The sequence below is a fragment of the Affinirhizobium lemnae genome, assembly GCF_022968395.1.
Classification (GTDB): Bacteria; Pseudomonadota; Alphaproteobacteria; order Rhizobiales; family Rhizobiaceae; genus Neorhizobium; species Neorhizobium lemnae.
On sequence record NZ_JALJQZ010000060.1, the window covers coordinates 1 to 18715 of the forward strand.

General features: G+C 54.5%; 15 protein-coding genes and 2 pseudogenes. 5 read left to right on the forward strand and 12 right to left on the reverse strand.

The genetic code is table 11. The features are described from left to right. Nucleotides 1–197: 197 nt before the first annotated feature. The 5 genes from MUU53_RS20970 to MUU53_RS20990 form a co-directional block, all read right to left on the reverse strand. Complete coding sequence (locus tag MUU53_RS20970; RefSeq protein ID WP_247262618.1) at nt 198–1832, reverse strand: FGGY-family carbohydrate kinase; 1635 nt, start codon at nt 1830–1832, stop codon at nt 198–200. Between the two features lie 51 nt (nt 1833–1883). Continuing rightward, entirely contained in the window at nt 1884–2612 is a 729-nt protein-coding gene (locus tag MUU53_RS20975; protein WP_247262619.1) for an SDR family oxidoreductase, read from the reverse strand. Nucleotides 2613–2635: 23 nt separating this feature from the next. After that, the gene (locus MUU53_RS20980; protein WP_247262620.1) at nt 2636–3904 is read right to left on the reverse strand and encodes a sugar ABC transporter permease; all 1269 of its coding nucleotides are present in this window, start codon (nt 3902–3904) and stop codon (nt 2636–2638) included. After that, nucleotides 3901–4722, reverse strand: coding sequence for an ATP-binding cassette domain-containing protein (locus MUU53_RS20985; protein ID WP_247262621.1), 822 nt, complete (start codon nt 4720–4722; stop codon nt 3901–3903). The genes MUU53_RS20980 and MUU53_RS20985 overlap by 4 nt, the downstream gene beginning before the upstream one ends. A gap of 74 nt (nt 4723–4796) precedes the next feature. Continuing rightward, nucleotides 4797–5843 carry an ABC transporter substrate-binding protein gene (locus MUU53_RS20990; RefSeq protein ID WP_247262622.1) on the reverse strand — a complete coding sequence of 349 codons (1047 nt, stop codon included), beginning with the start codon at nt 5841–5843 and terminating at the stop codon, nt 4797–4799. A 276-nt stretch (nt 5844–6119) separates the two neighbouring features. Here MUU53_RS20990 and MUU53_RS20995 point away from each other — a divergent pair, with 276 nt between their 5' ends. Continuing rightward, nucleotides 6120–7133 (forward strand): LacI family DNA-binding transcriptional regulator, encoded by a 1014-nt coding sequence (locus MUU53_RS20995; RefSeq protein WP_247262623.1) that lies wholly within the window; start codon nt 6120–6122, stop codon nt 7131–7133. A gap of 125 nt (nt 7134–7258) precedes the next feature. Here the strand turns inward: MUU53_RS20995 and MUU53_RS21000 are convergent, their stop codons facing one another. The 6 genes and pseudogenes from MUU53_RS21000 to MUU53_RS23260 form a co-directional block, all read right to left on the reverse strand. After that, nucleotides 7259–8335: an acyltransferase family protein gene (locus tag MUU53_RS21000; protein ID WP_247262624.1), complete on the reverse strand. Its 1077-nt coding sequence runs from the start codon at nt 8333–8335 to the stop codon at nt 7259–7261. 133 nt (nt 8336–8468) lie between these two features. After that, nucleotides 8469–8600, reverse strand: a pseudogene (locus tag MUU53_RS21005) (IS630 family transposase); the annotation flags it as partial. Between the two features lie 572 nt (nt 8601–9172). Beyond that, the gene (locus tag MUU53_RS21015) at nt 9173–10540 is read right to left on the reverse strand and encodes an aminotransferase (RefSeq protein ID WP_247262625.1); all 1368 of its coding nucleotides are present in this window, start codon (nt 10538–10540) and stop codon (nt 9173–9175) included. Nucleotides 10541–10575: 35 nt separating this feature from the next. Further along, nucleotides 10576–11763 carry a beta-ketoacyl-[acyl-carrier-protein] synthase family protein gene (locus tag MUU53_RS21020; RefSeq protein WP_247262626.1) on the reverse strand — a complete coding sequence of 396 codons (1188 nt, stop codon included), beginning with the start codon at nt 11761–11763 and terminating at the stop codon, nt 10576–10578. After that, entirely contained in the window at nt 11745–12044 is a 300-nt protein-coding gene (locus tag MUU53_RS21025; protein ID WP_247262627.1) for an acyl carrier protein, read from the reverse strand. The genes MUU53_RS21020 and MUU53_RS21025 overlap by 19 nt, the downstream gene beginning before the upstream one ends. 104 nt (nt 12045–12148) lie before the next feature. Next, on the reverse strand, nt 12149–12280 hold the full coding sequence (locus tag MUU53_RS23260; RefSeq protein ID WP_281435217.1) for a hypothetical protein: 132 nt from the start codon (nt 12278–12280) through the stop codon (nt 12149–12151). A gap of 275 nt (nt 12281–12555) precedes the next feature. Between MUU53_RS23260 and MUU53_RS21030 the strand changes: the two genes are divergently transcribed. Genes MUU53_RS21030 through MUU53_RS21045 form a run of 4 tightly spaced genes read left to right on the forward strand, consistent with a single transcriptional unit; the run spans nt 12556 to nt 18484 of the window. Beyond that, nucleotides 12556–13887 (forward strand): TolC family protein, encoded by a 1332-nt coding sequence (locus MUU53_RS21030; protein WP_247262628.1) that lies wholly within the window; start codon nt 12556–12558, stop codon nt 13885–13887. Nucleotides 13888–13945: 58 nt separating this feature from the next. After that, nucleotides 13946–15016: an LpxL/LpxP family acyltransferase gene (locus tag MUU53_RS21035; RefSeq protein WP_247262629.1), complete on the forward strand. Its 1071-nt coding sequence runs from the start codon at nt 13946–13948 to the stop codon at nt 15014–15016. Between the two features lie 52 nt (nt 15017–15068). Then, nucleotides 15069–16340 carry an HlyD family secretion protein gene (locus MUU53_RS21040; RefSeq protein ID WP_247262630.1) on the forward strand — a complete coding sequence of 424 codons (1272 nt, stop codon included), beginning with the start codon at nt 15069–15071 and terminating at the stop codon, nt 16338–16340. Next, nucleotides 16337–18484, forward strand: coding sequence for a peptidase domain-containing ABC transporter (locus MUU53_RS21045; RefSeq protein ID WP_247262631.1), 2148 nt, complete (start codon nt 16337–16339; stop codon nt 18482–18484). The genes MUU53_RS21040 and MUU53_RS21045 overlap by 4 nt, the downstream gene beginning before the upstream one ends. Nucleotides 18485–18564: 80 nt before the next feature. Here MUU53_RS21045 and MUU53_RS21050 read toward each other — a convergent pair. Further along, a pseudogene (locus tag MUU53_RS21050) lies at nt 18565–18715 on the reverse strand (IS630 family transposase); the annotation flags it as partial.

Genomic DNA, 18715 nt, shown 5'->3' on the forward strand with positions numbered 1-18715 from the left:
CAAGCCGGAGGTCTCTCCACTACGATGTAGAACTCGTCCAGTCCTCCACCGTAGGTGGAGGTTTACTTTGATTACAATCAAGGGTGGGCGGCTGACGTCGCCCACCTCGGCTCCGTGCTGTTCCTCAATCTCGTGCACGCTCTTCGCGTGGGGTGAGGCACAAGATCAGAGGACAGGGCAGCTCAATCGTCTCTGGCTCAACTGGACTGGATGACGCGCGCAGTTTCCTGAAGACGCAAAAACGCCTGGTACCGACTGTTGTGACGCTCCTCGAGTTCATTCTTGACGGGCAGATACTCATCTGCCACGCGCGAAAGCGCATCCATGGCATCTCGCACGTTGGAAAACGCGCCGCCAGCAACGCTGCCGAGGATGGCAGAACCGAGCAGAACCGGCTCTTGCGCCGAAATGGTCGTGACGGGCTTTCTGCTGGCATCGGCGAGGATCTGGCGAACCAGGGGATTGGAACCGGCACCGCCGCTGATGACGACCCGTTCCACGATAGCGCCGGATGCTGCCTGTGTATCGATGATCTGGCGCAGTCCATAGCCGATGCCGCATAGGCCAGCGATGTAAAGTGCGACCAGGCTATCAAGATCGCGTTCCATACCCAGGCCGGCGATGATGGCGCGGGCATGTGGGTCTGCGAAAGGCGCGCGGTTTCCGAGAAACTCGGGCACGACATGATAACCGGTTGCCAGCACGACGACATCCGATGGATGGGACACCTGTTTCAGGGCATGATCCGCCAGAAACGCGGGGAGTGACTTGCCTTGCGCCGACGCCAGTTGCGCAGCCTCTGCTGCAGCCGGGTGGAAGCTGGTCAACTGGTCTATCGCCGCGCCCGCCGCACTCTGTCCCCCCTCGTTCAGCCAGATGCCCGGAACCATGGCGGAATAATAAGGACCCCATACCCCCGGCACGAAAACCGGTTCTTCGGTGGATGTCATGGTGCAGGAAGAGGTTCCGAAGACATAGGCCATGTTGGTCGTCGGTTTTCCGCCCACGCCCACGGTCCCTATCCCGCCCGCATGGGCATCGATCATTCCGGCGGCAACGGCTGTTCCCGGAAGAAGGCCCATCAGATCCGCGGCCTCTTGAAGAAGCCCCTGCCCCAGCGGCGTTCCGGGCTCGACGATCCGTTGACCGATCCGGGCGAAAGCATCCTCTGCCAGATCGCCCAGACCGATTTGCTCGAAATAACTCGGATCCCATCGCTGCTCATGGGCCAGATAGGTCCACTTGCAAGTCACCGTACAGGTTGACCGTGCAACATCGCCGGTAGACTTCCAGGTCAGGAAGTCGGCTAGATCGAAAAACTGCCACGCAGCATCGAAGATGTGGGGACGGTTCTCTTTGAGCCAGAGAAGTTTCGGCGTCTGCATTTCAGGCGAAATTCGTCCACCGACATATCTGAGAACCTCGTGGCCCATCTCGTTGATGCGCTCTGCCTGCTTTACAGCCCTATGATCCATCCAGACCACGATATCTCGATGGGGCGCATCAGACGGACCAACTGCTAGAGACCGGCCACCTTCGCCCAAAACGACAAGCGAACAGGTGGCATCGAAGCCAAGCCCGATAACATGCGCCGGATCGACGCCCGCCAAGGCCACGGCCTCACGGACAATGTCGCAGACCGCGGTCCAGATTTCTGTGCTCGATTGCTCGACCACCGAACCGGCATCCCGAAAAAGGGAGATATCTCGCTTGGAAACGGAAAGCATGTTTCCATTGAGATCGAAGAGACCCGCACGAGCGCTTCCTGTTCCAACATCGACGCCAATGACGTATTGTTGCGCCTCGTGGGTCAAATTCTCGTGCCCGCTCATGGTCTGTCGCCCTTGCTACCGCGTCTCGTTTTTGGTCGGATCAGCGCCTGATCAGAGGTCAACGCTGTTGGGAAGGATCACCAGATCCCGGATCGTGACATTGCGCGGTCGCGACAGCATGAACAGGACAGCATCGGCTACCTCTTGCGGCTGCATCAGACTGCCGTTGGCAAGTGCCTCCTCCATCTTGGCTTTCGGCCAATCATCAAGGAGAGCTGTGACAACAGGACCGGGCAACACCGCTCCTACACGCACACCATGCGGCGCCACTTGGCGACGGGTGGAATGCACGAAGGCCTGAACCGCAAACTTCGATGCCGTATAGATCGGCTCCCAGACGACGGGCACGACCCCGGCAATCGAGCTTGTGAAAAGAATATCGCCGGACTTCTGAGCAATCATGTGGGGCAGAACCGCATGCACCGAGCGGAACGCCGCGTTGATGTTGAGATTGAGCATCCGGTCCCAGGCGTCTGGATCGCCCTCCGCCACCGGACCGCCGATATAGGCTCCGGCATTGGCATGAAAGATATCCAGACGACCCGCGAGTTCCAGGATTTTGGGCAGCATCCCGGAGACTTCGGCGCCATTCAGGAGATCAACCACCAATGGCTTTGCCCGTTCGCCAAGCTCCTTGCAGAGGGCATCCAGCTTGTCCCCGGCGCGGTCGATCAACACCACCGTAGCGCCTTCGGAGATCAGCACGCGAGCGCACTCAAGCCCGATGCCGGAGGCGGCACCCGTTACGGCAGCAACCTTGCCCTTCATCAAATCAGTCATCTTCATTCCTCCAAATCTATGGATCAGGCACGTCCGTGGCTGACACGAGAGCGCCGTGCCAGAGAGTCCACGATAACTGCTATGGCAAGAACTGCCCCGGTAATCATGTAGCGAAGCGATGAGCTGAGGTTGAGGAGTGTGAGGCCGTTCGAAATGGCCTGGATCACAATGATCCCCAGAAGTGCCGAATAGGCACTACCGCGTCCCCCGAATAGGCTTGTTCCGCCGATGACCGCAGCTGCAATCGCGTTCAGGTTGACATCACCCGTCCCTGCCTGTTGGCTCGAAGAGGCAAGGCGCGCGGCGGACAGCGTTCCACCAAGAGCCGCGAGTGTCGAACACAGGACGAAGGCGCTCATGTAGATGCGGCGGACATTGATGCCGGAACGTCGGGCCGCTTCACGATTGCCGCCAACGGCAAACATGGAGCGGCCCCATTTCGTTCTCGTCAGCGCATAGTTCAAAACGATGACCAGCAGGACAAAAAGACCGAACATCCACGGCACGCCACGACCGAGATTGAGATAGTAGACGGCAGCCTGGAGGATCAGTGTCAGGACCGCGACCTTGACAAGAAGGCTGCTGAGCGGCTGGGAAGACAGGTTGACCCTCTGGCGCCGGGCACGAATTGCAAGGCCGGTGCCGATCAGCACTGCGCCCGGCAGAAGAGCAAGCAGGTGCGAAAGCCAGCGTGGCATGACGAGGATCTGCCCGAATCGAACAAGCGGTGAGGCATAAGGCAGATTGATGCTACCGGTTGGCCCGAGGATGTAAAGCTGCAAACCGAGAAGCGCGAGAAGTCCGGCAAGCGTCGCCACAAAACTCGGCATGCCGAGGCGATTGTATAGCATGGCGTAGAGCGCACCGACAGCAGCGCCTGTTACGAGCGCAGCGCCGATCGCCAGAGGCAAGGGAATGCCTGAATTGACCCAGACAACACCGATGATTGCCGAGGCAAGCCCGCTCATCGATCCGACCGAAAGGTCGATTTCGCCAAGGATCAAGACACAGACGATGCCAAGCGAAATGATACCGACCGTTGCGCAATCGAACAGAAGGTTCACCAGATTATTGGGAGCAAGAAAGATCGGATTGAGAATGCTGAACACCGTGGAGATGACGATCAGTCCCACGGCGACGGGTAGCATGCCCAGATCACCCGAGCGGACGCGCCCGATGAAGGCCGTGAGCAGGCCTGCAAGCCCATCTGCGTGACTGACGCGCTCATCGCTGCGGTCGAGCGCCACGGGGACTGGTTCGGGCCTGGACTTGGAAGACAATTGCGTATTCATGCGTGGTTCCCGCTATTGGCCGCCTGCTCGCCTGCCTTACGGCCCACTCGGCGCGAAACGGCATTCTCCGTCGCGCCCGTAATGGCAGCGACCAGTTCCTGATTGGAGGTATCCGGTGTAAAGACCCCATTGTTGCGCCCGAGACGCAACACCACGATCCGGTCCGCTACGGCCCGGACATCCTCCATGTTGTGGCTGATGATGATGACTCCCAGACCGCGCTCACGCACGCGTTCGATCAGGTTCAGAACCTCCGCCGTCTGGGCGACGCCGAGTGCCGCAGTCGGCTCGTCGAGCATGATGATCTTCGGATCCAGCAGGAGAGAGCGTGCGATGGCAACCGTCTGGCGCTGACCACCGGAGAGTGAGGCGATCGGCTCGCGCACGGACGGTATGCGGGCGGCAAGCTCACGAAGCAGCGTCCAGGCGCGTACTTCCATCGCAACTTCATCGAGACTCCAGGGTGACAATTCGTGACCGAGGAAAAGATTGGCGACAACATCAAGATTTTCGCACAGCGCCAGATCCTGGAACACCGTAGCAATTCCAAGTTCGAGAGCACGGCTTGGGCTGTCGAGGCTGACCTCCTTGCCGCAGAACTGGATGCGACCGGACGAAGGCTGGTGAACACCGGCCAGAACCTTGATCAGAGTGGATTTTCCAGCGCCGTTGTCGCCGACAAGGGCGACAACCTCCCCCGCCTTCACCTCAAGTTCTATGTCCGTCAGCGCCGAGACCGCGCCAAAATTCTTCGACACGTTGCTTAACTTGAGGATGGTCGTGCCTGGTGCCGGTAGGCCAATGTCATTTCGTTGCATGACGAAGTGCTCTTTGTTGTGACGTGACGGCACCCGGCCCGGAAGGCTCCGGACCGGGTGTTCCGGGGAGGATGCTACTGGAGAATACCGAGCTTCTTGCAGCCGGCAGCATATTCGCCCGTGCAGATTTCTTCAGGCTTCTGGATACCCTTGTCGAAGATTTCCGCCTTGATGTTCTTCGCAGTGACGACTGCGGGAACGAAGAGCTGGGACGGCGTTTTGTAAAGCGTGGTCTTGGCTTCCGGCTTCTCGCCCTTCAGCAGTTTCACGGCCACATTTGCAGCGGCAGCAGCCACGATTTCGGACGGCTTCGAAATGGTGTTGTACTGGTCACCAGAAATGATCAATTGAAGGGCTGCGATCGTGGCATCATTGCCTGTGACCGGAGGCACAGGGTTGACACCTGCTGCCTTGAAGGCTGCGATTGCACCACCGCCGGTGCCATCATTTGCCGCTACGACGCCCTTTATCTGCGCTCCGAACCGGGTGATCTGGCCAGCCGCCCATTCCTGTGCCTTCGGCGGCGCCCATTCCGGCGTATCGAACTCCGCCAGCGTCTTGTAACCGGAATCTTTTAGTCCGCGGTGGATACCATCCCGGATCAGGCCAGCGGCGGCATCTGTCGGAGAGCCGTTGATTTGCAGCACGCCGGAACCGGCCGGTACACCTGTTGCCTTCAACTGGTCGACCAGGGACTTGGCAATGGCGTGACCAATGCCTTCGTTGTCGAAGGATACATAATAGTCAGCGGCCTTGTCCGGGATCGGGCGGTCGTAGGCGATAACCTTCACGCCCTGGGACTGCGCAATTTCCACAAGCGCAGCGGCAGCCGCTGAATCGACCGGATCGAGAACCACGACTTTCGCACCCTGGGCGATAACCGAGTTGAACTGCTGCTGCTGAAGCGCAGCATCGGCATTCGCGTTCTGGTAAATGACCTTGCAGGATGCGCACAACTTGGCCATCTCGGCCTTGAAACCGGGATAGTCGTGCTTCTCGTAGCGCGTGGACGCCTGGTCAGGCATCAGAAAGGCGACCGTCGAGCCTTCCTGCGCCAAGACAGGACCGGCAAGCAGCGTCATCAATCCGGCAGTCGCGAGCAGCATGGAACCAATTTTCATAGATCTTCTCCTCCTTGAATGGACAAGGGACTGCTTCGAAAGACCAGCCCGGATCTCCACTCTCAACGCACATCGTGCATCCAACCAAAGCGAGCACGATTCACGCGTCATCACCCTGCGATACGGCGACGACGAGTTTGGGCATTGAGTGAACGCCTCCCGGTCAACCCTCCACAGTCAACCTGTATCATCGATTGAGCTGCACTGCTCAATCGATGAAGCAAGAATTGCCACTTTCTCCGTTTAATGTCAAGCTGCCTCTCACAGGAGGAATTCGTGAATCACCAACGCCCGCAGAAAAAAACGACCATCTACGATCTCGCCGAGCTTGCGGGCACATCCGCGAGCGCTGTCAGTGCCGTACTGAACGGCAATTGGAAAAAGCGGCGCATCAGCAGTCAGCTTGCAGACAAGATCACGAAAATCGCCGAGGAGCAGGGCTATGCCGTCAATATGCAGGCCAGCCTGCTGCGTCGTGACAAGTCACGCATTATCGGCATGCTGGTCCCGAAATATGACAATCGGTACTTTGGCTCCATCGTCGAAACCTTCGAGATCATGGCGCGCGAGCGGGGATTGTTCCCCATCATAACCTGCACGCTGCGTAATCCTGAACTCGAGGTGGAAGCCGCCCGGACAATGCTGTCCTATCAGGTCGAATGGTTGATCTCGACCGGCGCAACAGATCCGGATCGCATTACCGATCTTTGCCTTGCGGGTGGGGCCCGCAGCCTGAACCTTGATCTTCCGGGCTCCAAGGCAACCTCGATCATCTCAGACAATTTCGGCGGGGCGCGCGAACTGACACGCCGTACTCTGCTAAATCTTCAGCGAAAAAAGGGCGCTCTTCTTCCTCTTCTCTTCATCGGCGGTCGCGGCGCTGACCACAATACGGCCGAACGAATTCGCGGTTTTCGCACAGCGCATCAGGATCTGGGCGTCACCATTGAAGAGCATCATATTCTCGCCTGTGGCTATGCTCCGGAAAAGGCAGCCGACGCCTTGAACGCACTGGTAACGTCGGAAGGCAGCGTGCCTGCGGGATTGTTCGTCAATTCGACGATCTCGCTTGAAGGTGTCATGCGCTGGCTCAAATCATCACCGATGGGCATCGATAGCCAGCCGGTCATTGGATGTTTCGACTGGGACCCGTTCGTCGCATTGATGGGTCACGAAATTGAGATGGCCAGGCAGGATGTCGCGGGCATGCTAAATGCCGTCTTCGATATCGTAGAGTCAGGAGATAGCGGCGACAGGAAACTGATAGAGATCCAGCCGATATTTGCCTGAACGCATCTCAAAAGGCGAACTGATGGGTTGCCGGGAGATGTTCAACCCCGGCATTTTATGGTGCACTGTTTTTCCTTCGTACGGAGGGAAACACCATGGACCAAAATTCTACACGGAAGCGCCATCTAAACAGAGTTCATCCTGGCACATATATTACGCTTAGAGAAATTTTTGCTGATCCTTATAAAATATTTTTCTATGTATAAATAAATCATGATAGAAGATAAAATCGCGGCAATTAAGGAAAGAAAAATAGTAATTATTTCAAGCATTGGATTTGACAATGCATATTTGTGTAAAATCTTTATAGAACCTTGCATAATGATTGGGTGAAACAAGTAAAGAGAATAACTTGCATTTCCGATAAGTAATATAAAGCCATTAGAAATGCGCCAGCCCGATAGTTCAAGCAGAACTAGGCATCCGACGATCGCGGCAGCTAGAAGCCCCCATGTCAGCACGCGCCACTCTTGCGGAGTTTGCAGACCCAATACCTCTAGTATGACTAGAGCAGCCACACTAAGCGCCAGCATGCCAGAAATGCGAATCTTTCCCACCACTCCTATTCCTGAGATCCGTCCTTGAAAATTCTTAATACAGGTTGCTATGACCCCCCCATATAGGAATTCAAACATAATCGGATCAAAGAAGTCCTTGATCTGTGGGTGGGTCGGAGAAGTATAGGGACCGAAAAAAATTAGGATAGAGAAGAAGAAAAAGAGCGCCAATAATGATCTTTCTGCTGATTTAAAGACGGACGTCAGAGAAAATACAACGTAAAAAAATATTTCATAAATCAGCGTCCAACCCAAGGACAGTATGAGATCAACCCTTCCATCGGGAAAGGTGGTCTTAATGAATAGTAACGATTTCCATATCGTGTCGGCATCTAGAAAGTGAAGCCCATTGGGGCGAAAACCGACCATGAAGAAAAATACGAGAATTAATGTGGATAGCCAATAGAGAGGCACGATACGAAAAAAGCGTCCTATCAAAAAACTGCATATATTTGCTTTCCCGTATGCACTATAGTACATAATAAATCCAGATATTACAAAGAATATATCAACGCCGACTGCACCGAAATTAATTGAATAATCTGTGTTGTATGCTGAATTTATCATGGGTTGAACATGATAGTATGCCACTAGTATAGCAGAAATAGCCCTTAAGGCCTGAATGTTATACAACTGATTATTCATGAATATCCCCTTTTTTAGAGATTATACATGAATTCTGAAGTAACAAAAATTACAAATCGATTAACTATTAACTTTAAGATTTCCAGGCATATAAAATGGCGTCAACAGGTCTTGCAATACGCGTTCTCACTGATCAGAAACCATTTGCCCATTCTCTGCGTCCGATGGACATGATGCGCCATGTCTGGCTTACGAGCTTTCGCAATGCGTCGCAGTAGTGAGCGACAATATCATCACAAGATTTGAAGACGCGGTTGGAAAGCCAGAGCACACAGACGCCATCAAGATAAGGCGTCGATTCGCGCTCGACGGCTTGCGCAAAGCCGTTCGCTGTTCATCGTTCCGCAGAAAAGGCTTCCCGTTGCCTAGCCGTGGATCAGCCTTCAGGACCACGCTGTTGAACCGCATGACCCGGTCGCGCACGATCTGACGCGTGACGTTGCCAGCCGTGTAGCATCCGAGCGTGATCCTCCACCACAGAGCGCGGCAAGTGCAAAAAGACGGCGCGCCTGAACCGCATCATTGACTTGGCGCATCAGACGTCGAAGACCTTTAGCATCAAAATCCGACAGCAATGAAATCGCTCCTTCCGTGGGAAACCTCCGGTTCGCACCCGAGATTCTGATTCATCGCATTTGGGAAAGCCTATGGGTCAAATTCTGCGAGGGGGGCTTATCTGAAGCGTGCCGCGATTTTTCACATTCGCTCCAGACGTATTAACTCTTTGTTTTATCGCACATCGCTGCCGCAAAACCGCTGCACACTTTCAGCTACCACATGCTGTAGCCCAAGGGAATTGCGCCAGCTGATTTCACTCAATTCTTTATCCATCGGGCTCTAGGAAAGTGCGGCTACGATCTCGATGAGCACTGCTCTGAGAGTTGCAATGATCGTATCGATCTGTTCATGGGTGATGACAAAAGCAGGGGCAAGTAGAATGCGGTCTTGGCTTGCTCTGACAATCAGGTCACGCTCCATGCAAAAGTTTCTGACAATCATGCCAATATCAGAGGGCTTACTAAAGCGCAGGCGCTTATTCTTGTCGAGAACAAGCTGCACAGATCCGAGAAGTCCAATTGCCTGCGTCTCGCCGACAATTGCGAGATCATTGAGGCTATGCAAGGCCTTTGCGAAATAGGGCCCTAGATCTCTTTGTATCTTTCCAACCAGATCTTCACGTTCCAGTATATTGAGATTAGCAAGCGCAGCTGCAGCTGCGCATGGATGCCCGGAATAGGTAAAGCCGTGCTGGAACACACCTCCCTCATGGGCCATAGCATCGGCAACCCGGCCAGAAACGATGACCGCTGCAATTGGTTGATAACCAGAGGATAGGCCTTTTGCCACACTACAAAAATCTGGCCTAAGACCATAATGCTGATACCCAAACCAGCTGCCTGTCCGCCCAAAACCGGTAATCACCTCGTCAACAGCTAGCAGAATGTCGTATTTACGACAGATCCGAAGGATTTCAGGCCAATAGGTTTCGGGTGGAACAATGACGCCGCCCGTCCCCTGCACAGGTTCTGCAACAAAAGCAGCAACATTTTCCGGCCCCAGCTCAAGGATTTTTTCTTCCAGTTCGCGTGCGCGAAGAATTCCGAATTGATCCGGCATCAGACCACCGCCTTCTGCGTACCAATAGGGTTGGCCAATATGCACAATACCAGGAATAGGAAGATCGCCCTGTTCATGCATATGGCGCATTCCGCCAAGGCTGGCACCGGCTATTGTGGAACCGTGGTAAGAATTTTGGCGCGAGATGACAATTTTCCTGTTCGGCATGCCTTTGCTTGTCCAATACAAGCGCGCCATTCGAAGCCAAGTATCGTTGGCTTCGGAACCGGAATTGGTAAAAAACACATGCGACATATCGGGACCAGCAAGCTTTACAATGCGCTCTGCCAGCCTCGCCGTCGGCTCTGTGGTCGTGCCGAAGAACGTGTTGTAATAGGCAAGCGAGATCATTTGCGCATGAACTGCATCCGCAATTTCGCGCCGTCCATACCCCACATTCACACACCATAGGCCAGCGAAGGCATCGAGATAACGTCGTCCGCTGGAATCAATTACATAAACTCCGTCACCGCCGGTAATCACGCGGACGCCCTGCTCGCGATATTCTTTGGTATTGGCAAAGGGATGCAGATGATGAGCAACATCGATTTCGGACAGACTGGGCTCTTTCCTGTTTTGAAACTCCATCCGCGCACATCTCCGTAGCGTTGGGCAATTCAGTTTTAGGAAGTGAAAACGAGGGATGCGTTAAGCCCGCCAAAGGCAAAAGAATTGCTCAGACCGGACTGAATGACGGCCGCGCGCCCCACATTTGGCACGCAATCGATGCTACAGTCCGCATCGGCCTCGATAAAATTTGCCGTCGGTGGAAGAAATTGATTATGCATGGCCAATATTGTCGCAACTGCCTCAATGCCGCCCGATGCGCCCAATCCATGTCCCGTTACACTTTTTGTGCTGCTCAGCGGCGGGGGACTGTTGCCGAATACGGCGCGTACTGCATTGGCTTCCGCCACGTCATTAGCGAGTGTACCGGTTCCGTGTGCGTTGATATACTGGATGTCAGCAGGTGCGAGCCCGGCCTGAGCCAATGAATCCCGCATGACTTGAGACATACCTTCGATTGAAGGATTAAACATATCCATTGCATCCGCGGAGCAAGCAAAACCCGCGAGGGTTGCATAACTTTTTGCACCGCGAGCCCTAGCATGACGATCAGCTTCAAGAACCAGAACTCCGGCGCCTTCGCCTAGAATCAGCCCCAGACGGCCTTTGGAAAAGGGACGGCACGCATCGGGCGCCAGAATTCGCATGCTATCCCAAGCGCGAATGGTGCCTTCATTCAACGGCGCCTCGCAACCGCCAACAACTGCAATGTCTACGATTCCAGACTGCACAAGCTGTGCGCCAAGACCGATGGCATGTGCGCCTGAAGCGCAGGCACTGGCAACGACGAAGGTGGGGCCGCGTAAACCAAATGCGATGGACACCCAGCTTGCAGAAGAGCTGGACATGGATTTCGCAATAGAAAGCGGATGGCAGCGAAGCTGTCCTTCCTGATAAAGACGACGGAACTGTTCATCTAGCGTAGTGAGTCCTGCACCACCGTTCCCCATGATCACGGCAACGCGCGAGGGCTCAAACGTGTGGGGTAGAAGGCCAGCCATTTCCATAGCTTCTCCGGCCGCTCTCACCGCAAACTGGGCGCTTCTATCCAGCGCCGGCGCTTTGACGGGCAAATGTTCGAGAAAACCGTCATCTCGAAGTTCCGCAACGCGCAATCGGCTGTCGGGCATGCAGCGGGGAGCAAGAATTTGAGCGTTGCCCGCAACAATATTGTTCCAGAAGCTGTGTGTATCAGTGCCGCTTGAGCAGACGACGCCAAGGCCTGTTACGCTGACTTGGCGCATGGGAGTTGATCCGCTACCGATTGGCTGGAGGCTTTGGCATTGACGTAACCTTCGACAGCCTTCGCAACATCCCCCATCGTCTGTAAGCGTCCGCCTACATCATTGTAATTGATGTCGAGCTGGATTCCGAAAGCATCTTCTACAAAGAAGACAAACTCAATGAAATCGAAGGAGTCAATTCCAAGCTCCTCGAGCTTTGTGTCGAACTGGATTTCAGAACGTTCCTTTCCTGCCTTTTCGACAAGTATTTCCCGGAGCTTGTAGAAGATATCCATGCTCATTTCAGCTACTCCCTATAGCGAGGCCGCCTCATTGCCAGTGCATCAACTGCTTAGAATTGTACCAGAGGTGCAGGACACCTCTGGCGACTTGGTGGATGCGTGGCTCAGCTGGTCTTGGCGCCGTTGCTGGAGCCCTTGCAACCGCTGTCGTTCGAGCCGCCGTTGCCCTTGTCGGAACCGCAAGGACCAACACCGCCACCGCGCTTCTTCAGTTCTTCCAACTTCAATTCCTGCATCGTCACTACTCCTAATGTGATACTTACTAAACCTCTTGATTTAGCAATTTCATTATTACGAATTCCAAAAATGAAGCAACTTAAATGCAATATTCGTAACGTATAAAATTTATTAACTATTAATAGGCACAATTTTAGTAAATTAACAGGTAGACATAGCTGCGATTGAACCCATCTGCTGACCACAGATTAAGCCACTGAAAACAAGGGTTTTTAAATTGCAAATCTGGACCTCCTGGTTGGCAGGCCCGTTGGGCAAGAGAGCTAAAGGCATTATGCGCGCCAAGCAAAAGACGGCTTTACTTATGATAGCAGCGCGTTTTTGCGCAGCTTTTGCTTGCATTTTATTTACAACTTTTTCGGCTAGAGGACAGGAAGAAAGATCAGATTTTTCCCAGTTTCAGCTGAGGCTCAATCAAGATTCAGCACTGCGAACGCTGGCCGATGCGCAGCTTCGCCTCGCCACGGCAGATTTCCTGCCAAAGGTAAATATGGCTGGGGAAGGGATATTGGGCGGCCGGATTGAATATTCGCCCGACATCACGGTGGATAATCCGGGCACTTATGCAAAGAGGGATCCATCCACCGCGGGATTGGAAGTTTCATGGAAGCTGTTTGACGGCTTCCAAAACATCAACAATCTTCGGGCTGCGCGCGAAGGCGTTTCTTATGCACTTTACGCGTCTCTGGATACACGCCAACGCCTCTACCTCGAAAAGGCGGAGAAACTACTCGACGTTATTCGTGCGCGCGCCATGCTTGCAGCCTATAATGCCGCAGTGGAAAAACGTCAGGAAGCAAGCTCGCTTGCCAAACGGTTGCTTACCGATCGGGTCGTCACCCTTTCCCAATCGGAATTGGCTGCATCGGAATTGCAGCGCGCTCTCGCCGCGCAAAAACAGGCAATCGCCAGCCTGCAAACCGCCGAGCTGTCGTATGTGCAATTTTCCGGCTCACGTCTTGGAAAACGGGTGCACATTGAGGTGCCGACCCGTAAGCTGCCGACTTCAGCTCAACAGGCTGCCGAACGGGCTCAGGCACAGAACCCACAAGTGCAAATGGCGTATCATCTTGAGCGAGAAGCAGAGTACAAGGCTCGTGCAGCCGCGGGAAGATACTTGCCGACAGTCAGCCTCGTTGGAAGATATTCTCGCGCCTTCGACACCACTCCGCAAATAAACAGGGTCGATAACTCAGCAATCCTGGTGCGAGCAACAGTTCCCATCTTTGATCCCACAATAGGTCCTACGGCAGATATTGCACGAACGCAGGCGCTTCAACGGCGCTGGGATCGCCAGGATGCGACGCTTGCACTTGGAATGGAAGCGCGCAAGCAATTCGAGTTGTTCAAGTCGGCAAACGCACAGCTGCAAGACATTCAGCGCCAGCAAGTGCGGGCCAAAGCAGCCGTCGCCGCCATGCGAATGGAAATTGAAGCGGGCGAGCGCACCGTGTCCGACCTGCTGGATGCCCAACAAATGACGGTGCAGGCCGCTCTTGCTCTGGCGGATGCGCACTATGTGCGATCGGTTTCTGCGTTTCGCCTGCTTGCGACCATGGGCATTCTGGACCTTAACGATATCGGCCTCGATGCCGTCAATTTCTGATGAACGTCGAACCCGACTGAAGATGCAAGGATGGAATGCAATGCTGGGAAACAGGTGGATGAACGGCACCCGCGGCAGGAAAGCCGCCCCTGCCGCCTCCGCTGGACCATCAGACGAGCCGCAGGAACAATATAATGTACCGGCGATATCCGACGGAACCTGGAGCGGATTGCAGGAGGCAGTCGGTGCGGTACCCGGCGGAAAACTTCTGCTTGCGCTTGCGTCGTATCCTTTGCCCGTGCGGCGCAGATTGCTGCGTATCGGTTGGAGACTGAGCCTGCCGCGGCGCCCCGATGCGGGCTTTGGGTTGGAGCCTAGGCTTGAGCGATATCTGCGTGTGGGCTCGGCAGAGGCACGCCGACTTTCCCTTGAGCATGATTTTCACGATCTGCTGCAAATTCTCGAATGGCTCGCCAGCGTGCGTCGTACCAAGCAGCAACTCGTTAAGGACGCTGATTTCATTCGATTGCCCGATGACCGCATGATCAAGCAATTGGCTGACGGCGGTGGTAACGTTATTCTGGCATCGATGCATATGGGCGTGTTCCCCATCGCCATTAGTTTCGTGCTCTGGAAGTTTTTTCGGGGGCGGAGGCTTCTGATCCTCCGCGCAAGAGAAGACCGATTACAAAATAACATTGCCATGAATCGCCTCGGCGAAATTGCCAGCGAAATTTTCATCCTGAACACCAAGAATGAGAGCGAGTTCATGGATGCCATGCGGTTTGCCCGCAAGGGGGCGGTGGTCGTGTCCATGATCGATCTGCCGGCAAGTTATGGCAATCCGTCCGAGGTATCTCTCTTCCACTACCCGGCACGGATTGCAATGGGGCTTGATGCCATGGCGCGAATGCTGAATGCGGTCGTCGTGCCAATGACCACCTTGTCCAGTGTTTCAGGAGACCGGATTCTGTTCGGCCAGCCTTTCGAGGTTTGGCAGAATTCCGAAGTGGACCGAAGCATGCTTGCGGCAGCGCTAAGCAGACAGATGGAGCAGTTTATTAATCTGGATCCGCCGCAATGGCACATGTGGACGCGTCTGGATGAGTTCTTCGTCAAGGAATCACCCCGCACAGAAGCTTCCCATAACATAGCACCGGAAGGCAGGCAGAATGAATCCGCTGCGTGATCTCTGGCCCCGATCCATTCGACGGCGAAAGGCGCCCCGACCGCAGACGGCGATGTCGCATTTCGAAGTATCCGGGCTTCATGATCTTTCGACGACAATTGAATTGCGCCGCGACACGGCGTCATCGATGATGGCGATATTTTTCGGGTGTCTTGCCAGCGTCATCGTTATTGGCCTCTGGGTCGGAACATTCTCGAAACAGGAAACTATGCGCGGCATTGTGCTGGGAACGCGCGGCGGGCAAACAATTACATCCGTCGTCGAAGGCACCGTTTCAAAAGTCTGGGTCGAACAGGGGCAACAGGTCAAGGCCGGAGAAAAACTTCTGACAATCCTACCCCAGCAGACCGCCACAGGATCCACGCCTCTTTCGCAAACCGAGCTTCGCTCCTTGAACGACCAGTTGCTCAACGTCCGCCATCAGAGTGCTGAAATGCGTGCTCGGATGCAGCGCGACGGCGAAGACGTAAGCAAATTCGATCGGACCCAGAAGGAGCTGCTTGCAAACCTCGGATTACAGGAAGAAGAGCTGACGAAAGCCCTTGCCGCTCAGGATGAAATTGTCTCGAAGCTCCGCGATTATGTGAAGAAGGGTTACTCGACGCGCGAAACGCTCGCAACGCAGGAGCGTATCCGCCAGGATTACATGCAGCAACTGGCCTCAGTTCGCCTACAACGGTCTCAGTTGGCCGCGACCTCGCTAGAACGGCGGCGCACGGTGGCACTCAACAATGCCGCCAGCAGCAACCAACTGGCTGAACTGGACCGCCTTGCCACGGAACTGACCGCAAAAATGGAGAGAGCCCGAAGCGCGATTGCCACCGATATTCTGGCCGCGCGGGATGGAGAGGTTGTGGCGGTCAATGTGCGCGAAGGATCTTCGGTGAAAAGCGGCGATACCATCGCTGCAATCGGAGAACCGGAAGCCCCCTTCATCATTGGCCTACAAGCGCCTTCCAAAACCATGGGTCTCGTGAGTGTTGGACAGCGGGTGGTGCTGAAGTACGATGCGTTCCCCTTTAAGACTTTCGGCGTGAAATACGGTCATGTTATCTCCATCAGTGCCCAACCGGTCAGCCTGCCGAAGGAGGATGATCAGCAAATGGCCATGCTGAACCCCGCCCTGGCGCAGGCTGCCAAGGCAACGCCACCGCAATCCAAGTATCTTATTGAAGTAGAGCCCGAGGACCGCACGATCCTCGCCTACGGACAACAACGCTCGATTCTTATCGGGTCCACGCTTTCAGCGGATGTTATCGTCGAAAAACGCCGGTTGATCGATTGGGTTCTCGACCCCATCCTGGCACTCAGGGGCAGAACATGACGGTTCCATTTTTTTCGGACAAGCTGCGGGTTCACACCCTGTTGCAGAGTGAGCAGCAGGAATGCGGTCTGGCGTGTCTGGCCATGATTGCCAATGCACACGGCCATAATGTCGATCTGCCCTATATGCGGTCACTGCACCAGATCAATCGCGGCGGCATGTCTCTTGCCGAACTCTATCATCTCTCCAGCCAGTTCGGTCTCACGGCACGGGGGCTTGGCGTCCAGAATATCGACGAGATGTCTGGTCTTCAACTGCCGTCGATCCTTCACTGGGAAGGGCGTCACTACGTGGTTCTGGAGGCGATCCGCAGGGACAAATTCATCATTCACGATCCGGCTGTCGGCCGACGGGTCTTCAGGCGAGATGATTTTGCGAAGCATTTTTCTGGCGTCGCAATGGAGTTCCAGTCAAATCGAGAATTCGAAAAGATTACCTCGAAAGGCGATGAACTGACCTTGTGGAAGATCATCCGTTCGACAACCGGTTACAAGCAGATCTTCTGGAAGGTCTTTGTCCTCTCGGTTGCTCTTGGTGTTCTTGCTCTTTCGACACCCATCCTGCTACAGATTTCTCTGGATTTCGTCCTGCCGCAGGCAGATGTGGATCTGCTCGGCATTCTGACCATCGGGCTGCTGACGCTTCTCCTTCTGGAAGGTATCGGCGTGTGGCTGCGGGACACCATTATTCTTCGAAGCTCGATCGGCATGCAGCTGCAATTCTCGCGCGCCGTTGTCAGCCATGGCTTCCGGCTGCCGCTCAGCTATTTTGAGGCACGACATGCCGGTGATTTTGTAACCCGTCTGAGTTCGGTCGATAATGTGAAGGCATTTGCCTCGGAAGGTTTAATCCGTTCCTTTGCGGAGGCCGGCGTATCCGTACTTTCCGTTGCTCTGATGTTTTACTATTCCACGGACATGACCTTTATGGTCCTGGCAACCCTTGCTCTGGCGATTGGTGTTCGAACGCTCTTCATGCAGCGCACCCGAGAAGCTACAACTGAATCGCTGAACGCCAAAGGCGAGGAGGTTGGCGTGTTGCTGGATGGGCTAAACCGCATGCCGTCTCTCAAGGCACATAACCTGTCAGATCGATTTGAACGCCGCTGGTTCGACAAGCTCGCGCGCTACGCCGGGCGCGATTTCGTCTCACGGCGAGTACAGATCGATACCCAGCTTGCCGTACACCTGCTTGTTGTTATGGGCACAATCGTAACCTTATATGCTGGCGTAGCCGCCGTTTTGCAGAGCCAGATGACCATCGGCATGCTCTACGCATTCTTTGCCCTGCGCAGCTCATTCTTTCAGATGGCGGATACGTTCACCACCAATCTGATGCATCTGACGGTCATTTCCTCCCATGTACGCCGACTTGAAGATGTCATTCAGCATCAGCCGGAGGTTCCCGCAAAGACAGCTGTAATCCGCAAAGCCATTCGTCGCACCGTGGATGTGAGGGACCTTTCCATCTCTTTCGGGCAAGACGAGCGTCCCGTTATATTAAAGGCCAATTTCTCGATCAATGTCGAAAAAAACGAAAGGATCGCCATTGTCGGTGAATCCGGCTCGGGCAAATCCTCTATCCTCAAGGTTATTGCCAGCGTTTCTCCGGCTACGAGTGGAGGCGTTTTCATTGATGGCCAACCGCTCATGAATTTCGGGCTCGCGGAATATCGCAACAATATCGGGGCTGTCTTTGCTGAGGATGCTCTGTTTGCCGCAACAATTGCCGAAAACGTTAGCTTATTCGATCCGGAAGTTTCCCGTGAGAGGATCGAAACCGCATTGGCCATGGTAGGTCTTGAACGTGAGATCGAAGCCCTGCCACAGGGACTGGCAACACTCGTTTCTCAGAACAGCTCGCTTCTATCGACGGGCCAGAGACGCCGTCTTCTGGCAGCAAGGATTATCTGCCGTAGACCTCGCCTCATGCTGTTCGACGAAATAACCGCCAATCTCGACAGGCAAACTGAAATAGAGCTGCTGGAAGCATTGTGTAAAACGCCAGGCGCTAAAATATTTGTTACACATAGTGATAGATTGCTCAGTTACGTTGATCGCGCCTATTCGATCGAAAAGGGAGTTTTAACTCCGCTTGATCTCGTTGGTTCCGGTTTGGCGCCTACCTCTCTTATGTCGTTGTGATAATTTTGGAATTTAAATTCCAAAAGCAGCGTAAAGCTGATTTTGGAGATTGACGATAGAGTAATACGGCTCGCCACTGATCAGAACCCATTTGCCCATTCTCTTCGCCCTATGGACATGATGCCCCATGGCTGGCTTTGGAGCTTCGGCCAAGCGTCAAAGCAGTGGGCAACGATGTCGTCGTAGGACCTGAAGATGCGGTTCGACAGCCAGTTCTCGCGCATGAAGAGC

Bases quoted from the DNA above. Each gene is read 5' to 3' on its own strand.
- MUU53_RS20985 (WP_247262621.1), bottom strand. From the start codon at position 4,722: ATGCAACGAAATGACATTGGCCTACCGGCACCAGGCACGACCATCCTC.
- MUU53_RS21040 (WP_247262630.1), top strand. From the start codon at position 15,069: ATGTCGCATTTCGAAGTATCCGGGCTTCATGATCTTTCGACGACAATT.
- MUU53_RS20990 (WP_247262622.1), bottom strand. From the start codon at position 5,843: ATGAAAATTGGTTCCATGCTGCTCGCGACTGCCGGATTGATGACGCTG.
- MUU53_RS21000 (WP_247262624.1), bottom strand. From the start codon at position 8,335: ATGAATAATCAGTTGTATAACATTCAGGCCTTAAGGGCTATTTCTGCT.
- MUU53_RS20975 (WP_247262619.1), bottom strand. From the start codon at position 2,612: ATGACTGATTTGATGAAGGGCAAGGTTGCTGCCGTAACGGGTGCCGCC.
- MUU53_RS21030 (WP_247262628.1), top strand. From the start codon at position 12,556: ATGCGCGCCAAGCAAAAGACGGCTTTACTTATGATAGCAGCGCGTTTT.
- MUU53_RS21035 (WP_247262629.1), top strand. From the start codon at position 13,946: ATGAACGGCACCCGCGGCAGGAAAGCCGCCCCTGCCGCCTCCGCTGGA.
- MUU53_RS21015 (WP_247262625.1), bottom strand. From the start codon at position 10,540: ATGGAGTTTCAAAACAGGAAAGAGCCCAGTCTGTCCGAAATCGATGTT.
- MUU53_RS21025 (WP_247262627.1), bottom strand. From the start codon at position 12,044: ATGAGCATGGATATCTTCTACAAGCTCCGGGAAATACTTGTCGAAAAG.
- MUU53_RS20980 (WP_247262620.1), bottom strand. From the start codon at position 3,904: ATGAATACGCAATTGTCTTCCAAGTCCAGGCCCGAACCAGTCCCCGTG.
- MUU53_RS20970 (WP_247262618.1), bottom strand. From the start codon at position 1,832: ATGAGCGGGCACGAGAATTTGACCCACGAGGCGCAACAATACGTCATT.
- MUU53_RS21020 (WP_247262626.1), bottom strand. From the start codon at position 11,763: ATGCGCCAAGTCAGCGTAACAGGCCTTGGCGTCGTCTGCTCAAGCGGC.
- MUU53_RS23260 (WP_281435217.1), bottom strand. From the start codon at position 12,280: ATGCAGGAATTGAAGTTGGAAGAACTGAAGAAGCGCGGTGGCGGTGTT.
- MUU53_RS21045 (WP_247262631.1), top strand. From the start codon at position 16,337: ATGACGGTTCCATTTTTTTCGGACAAGCTGCGGGTTCACACCCTGTTG.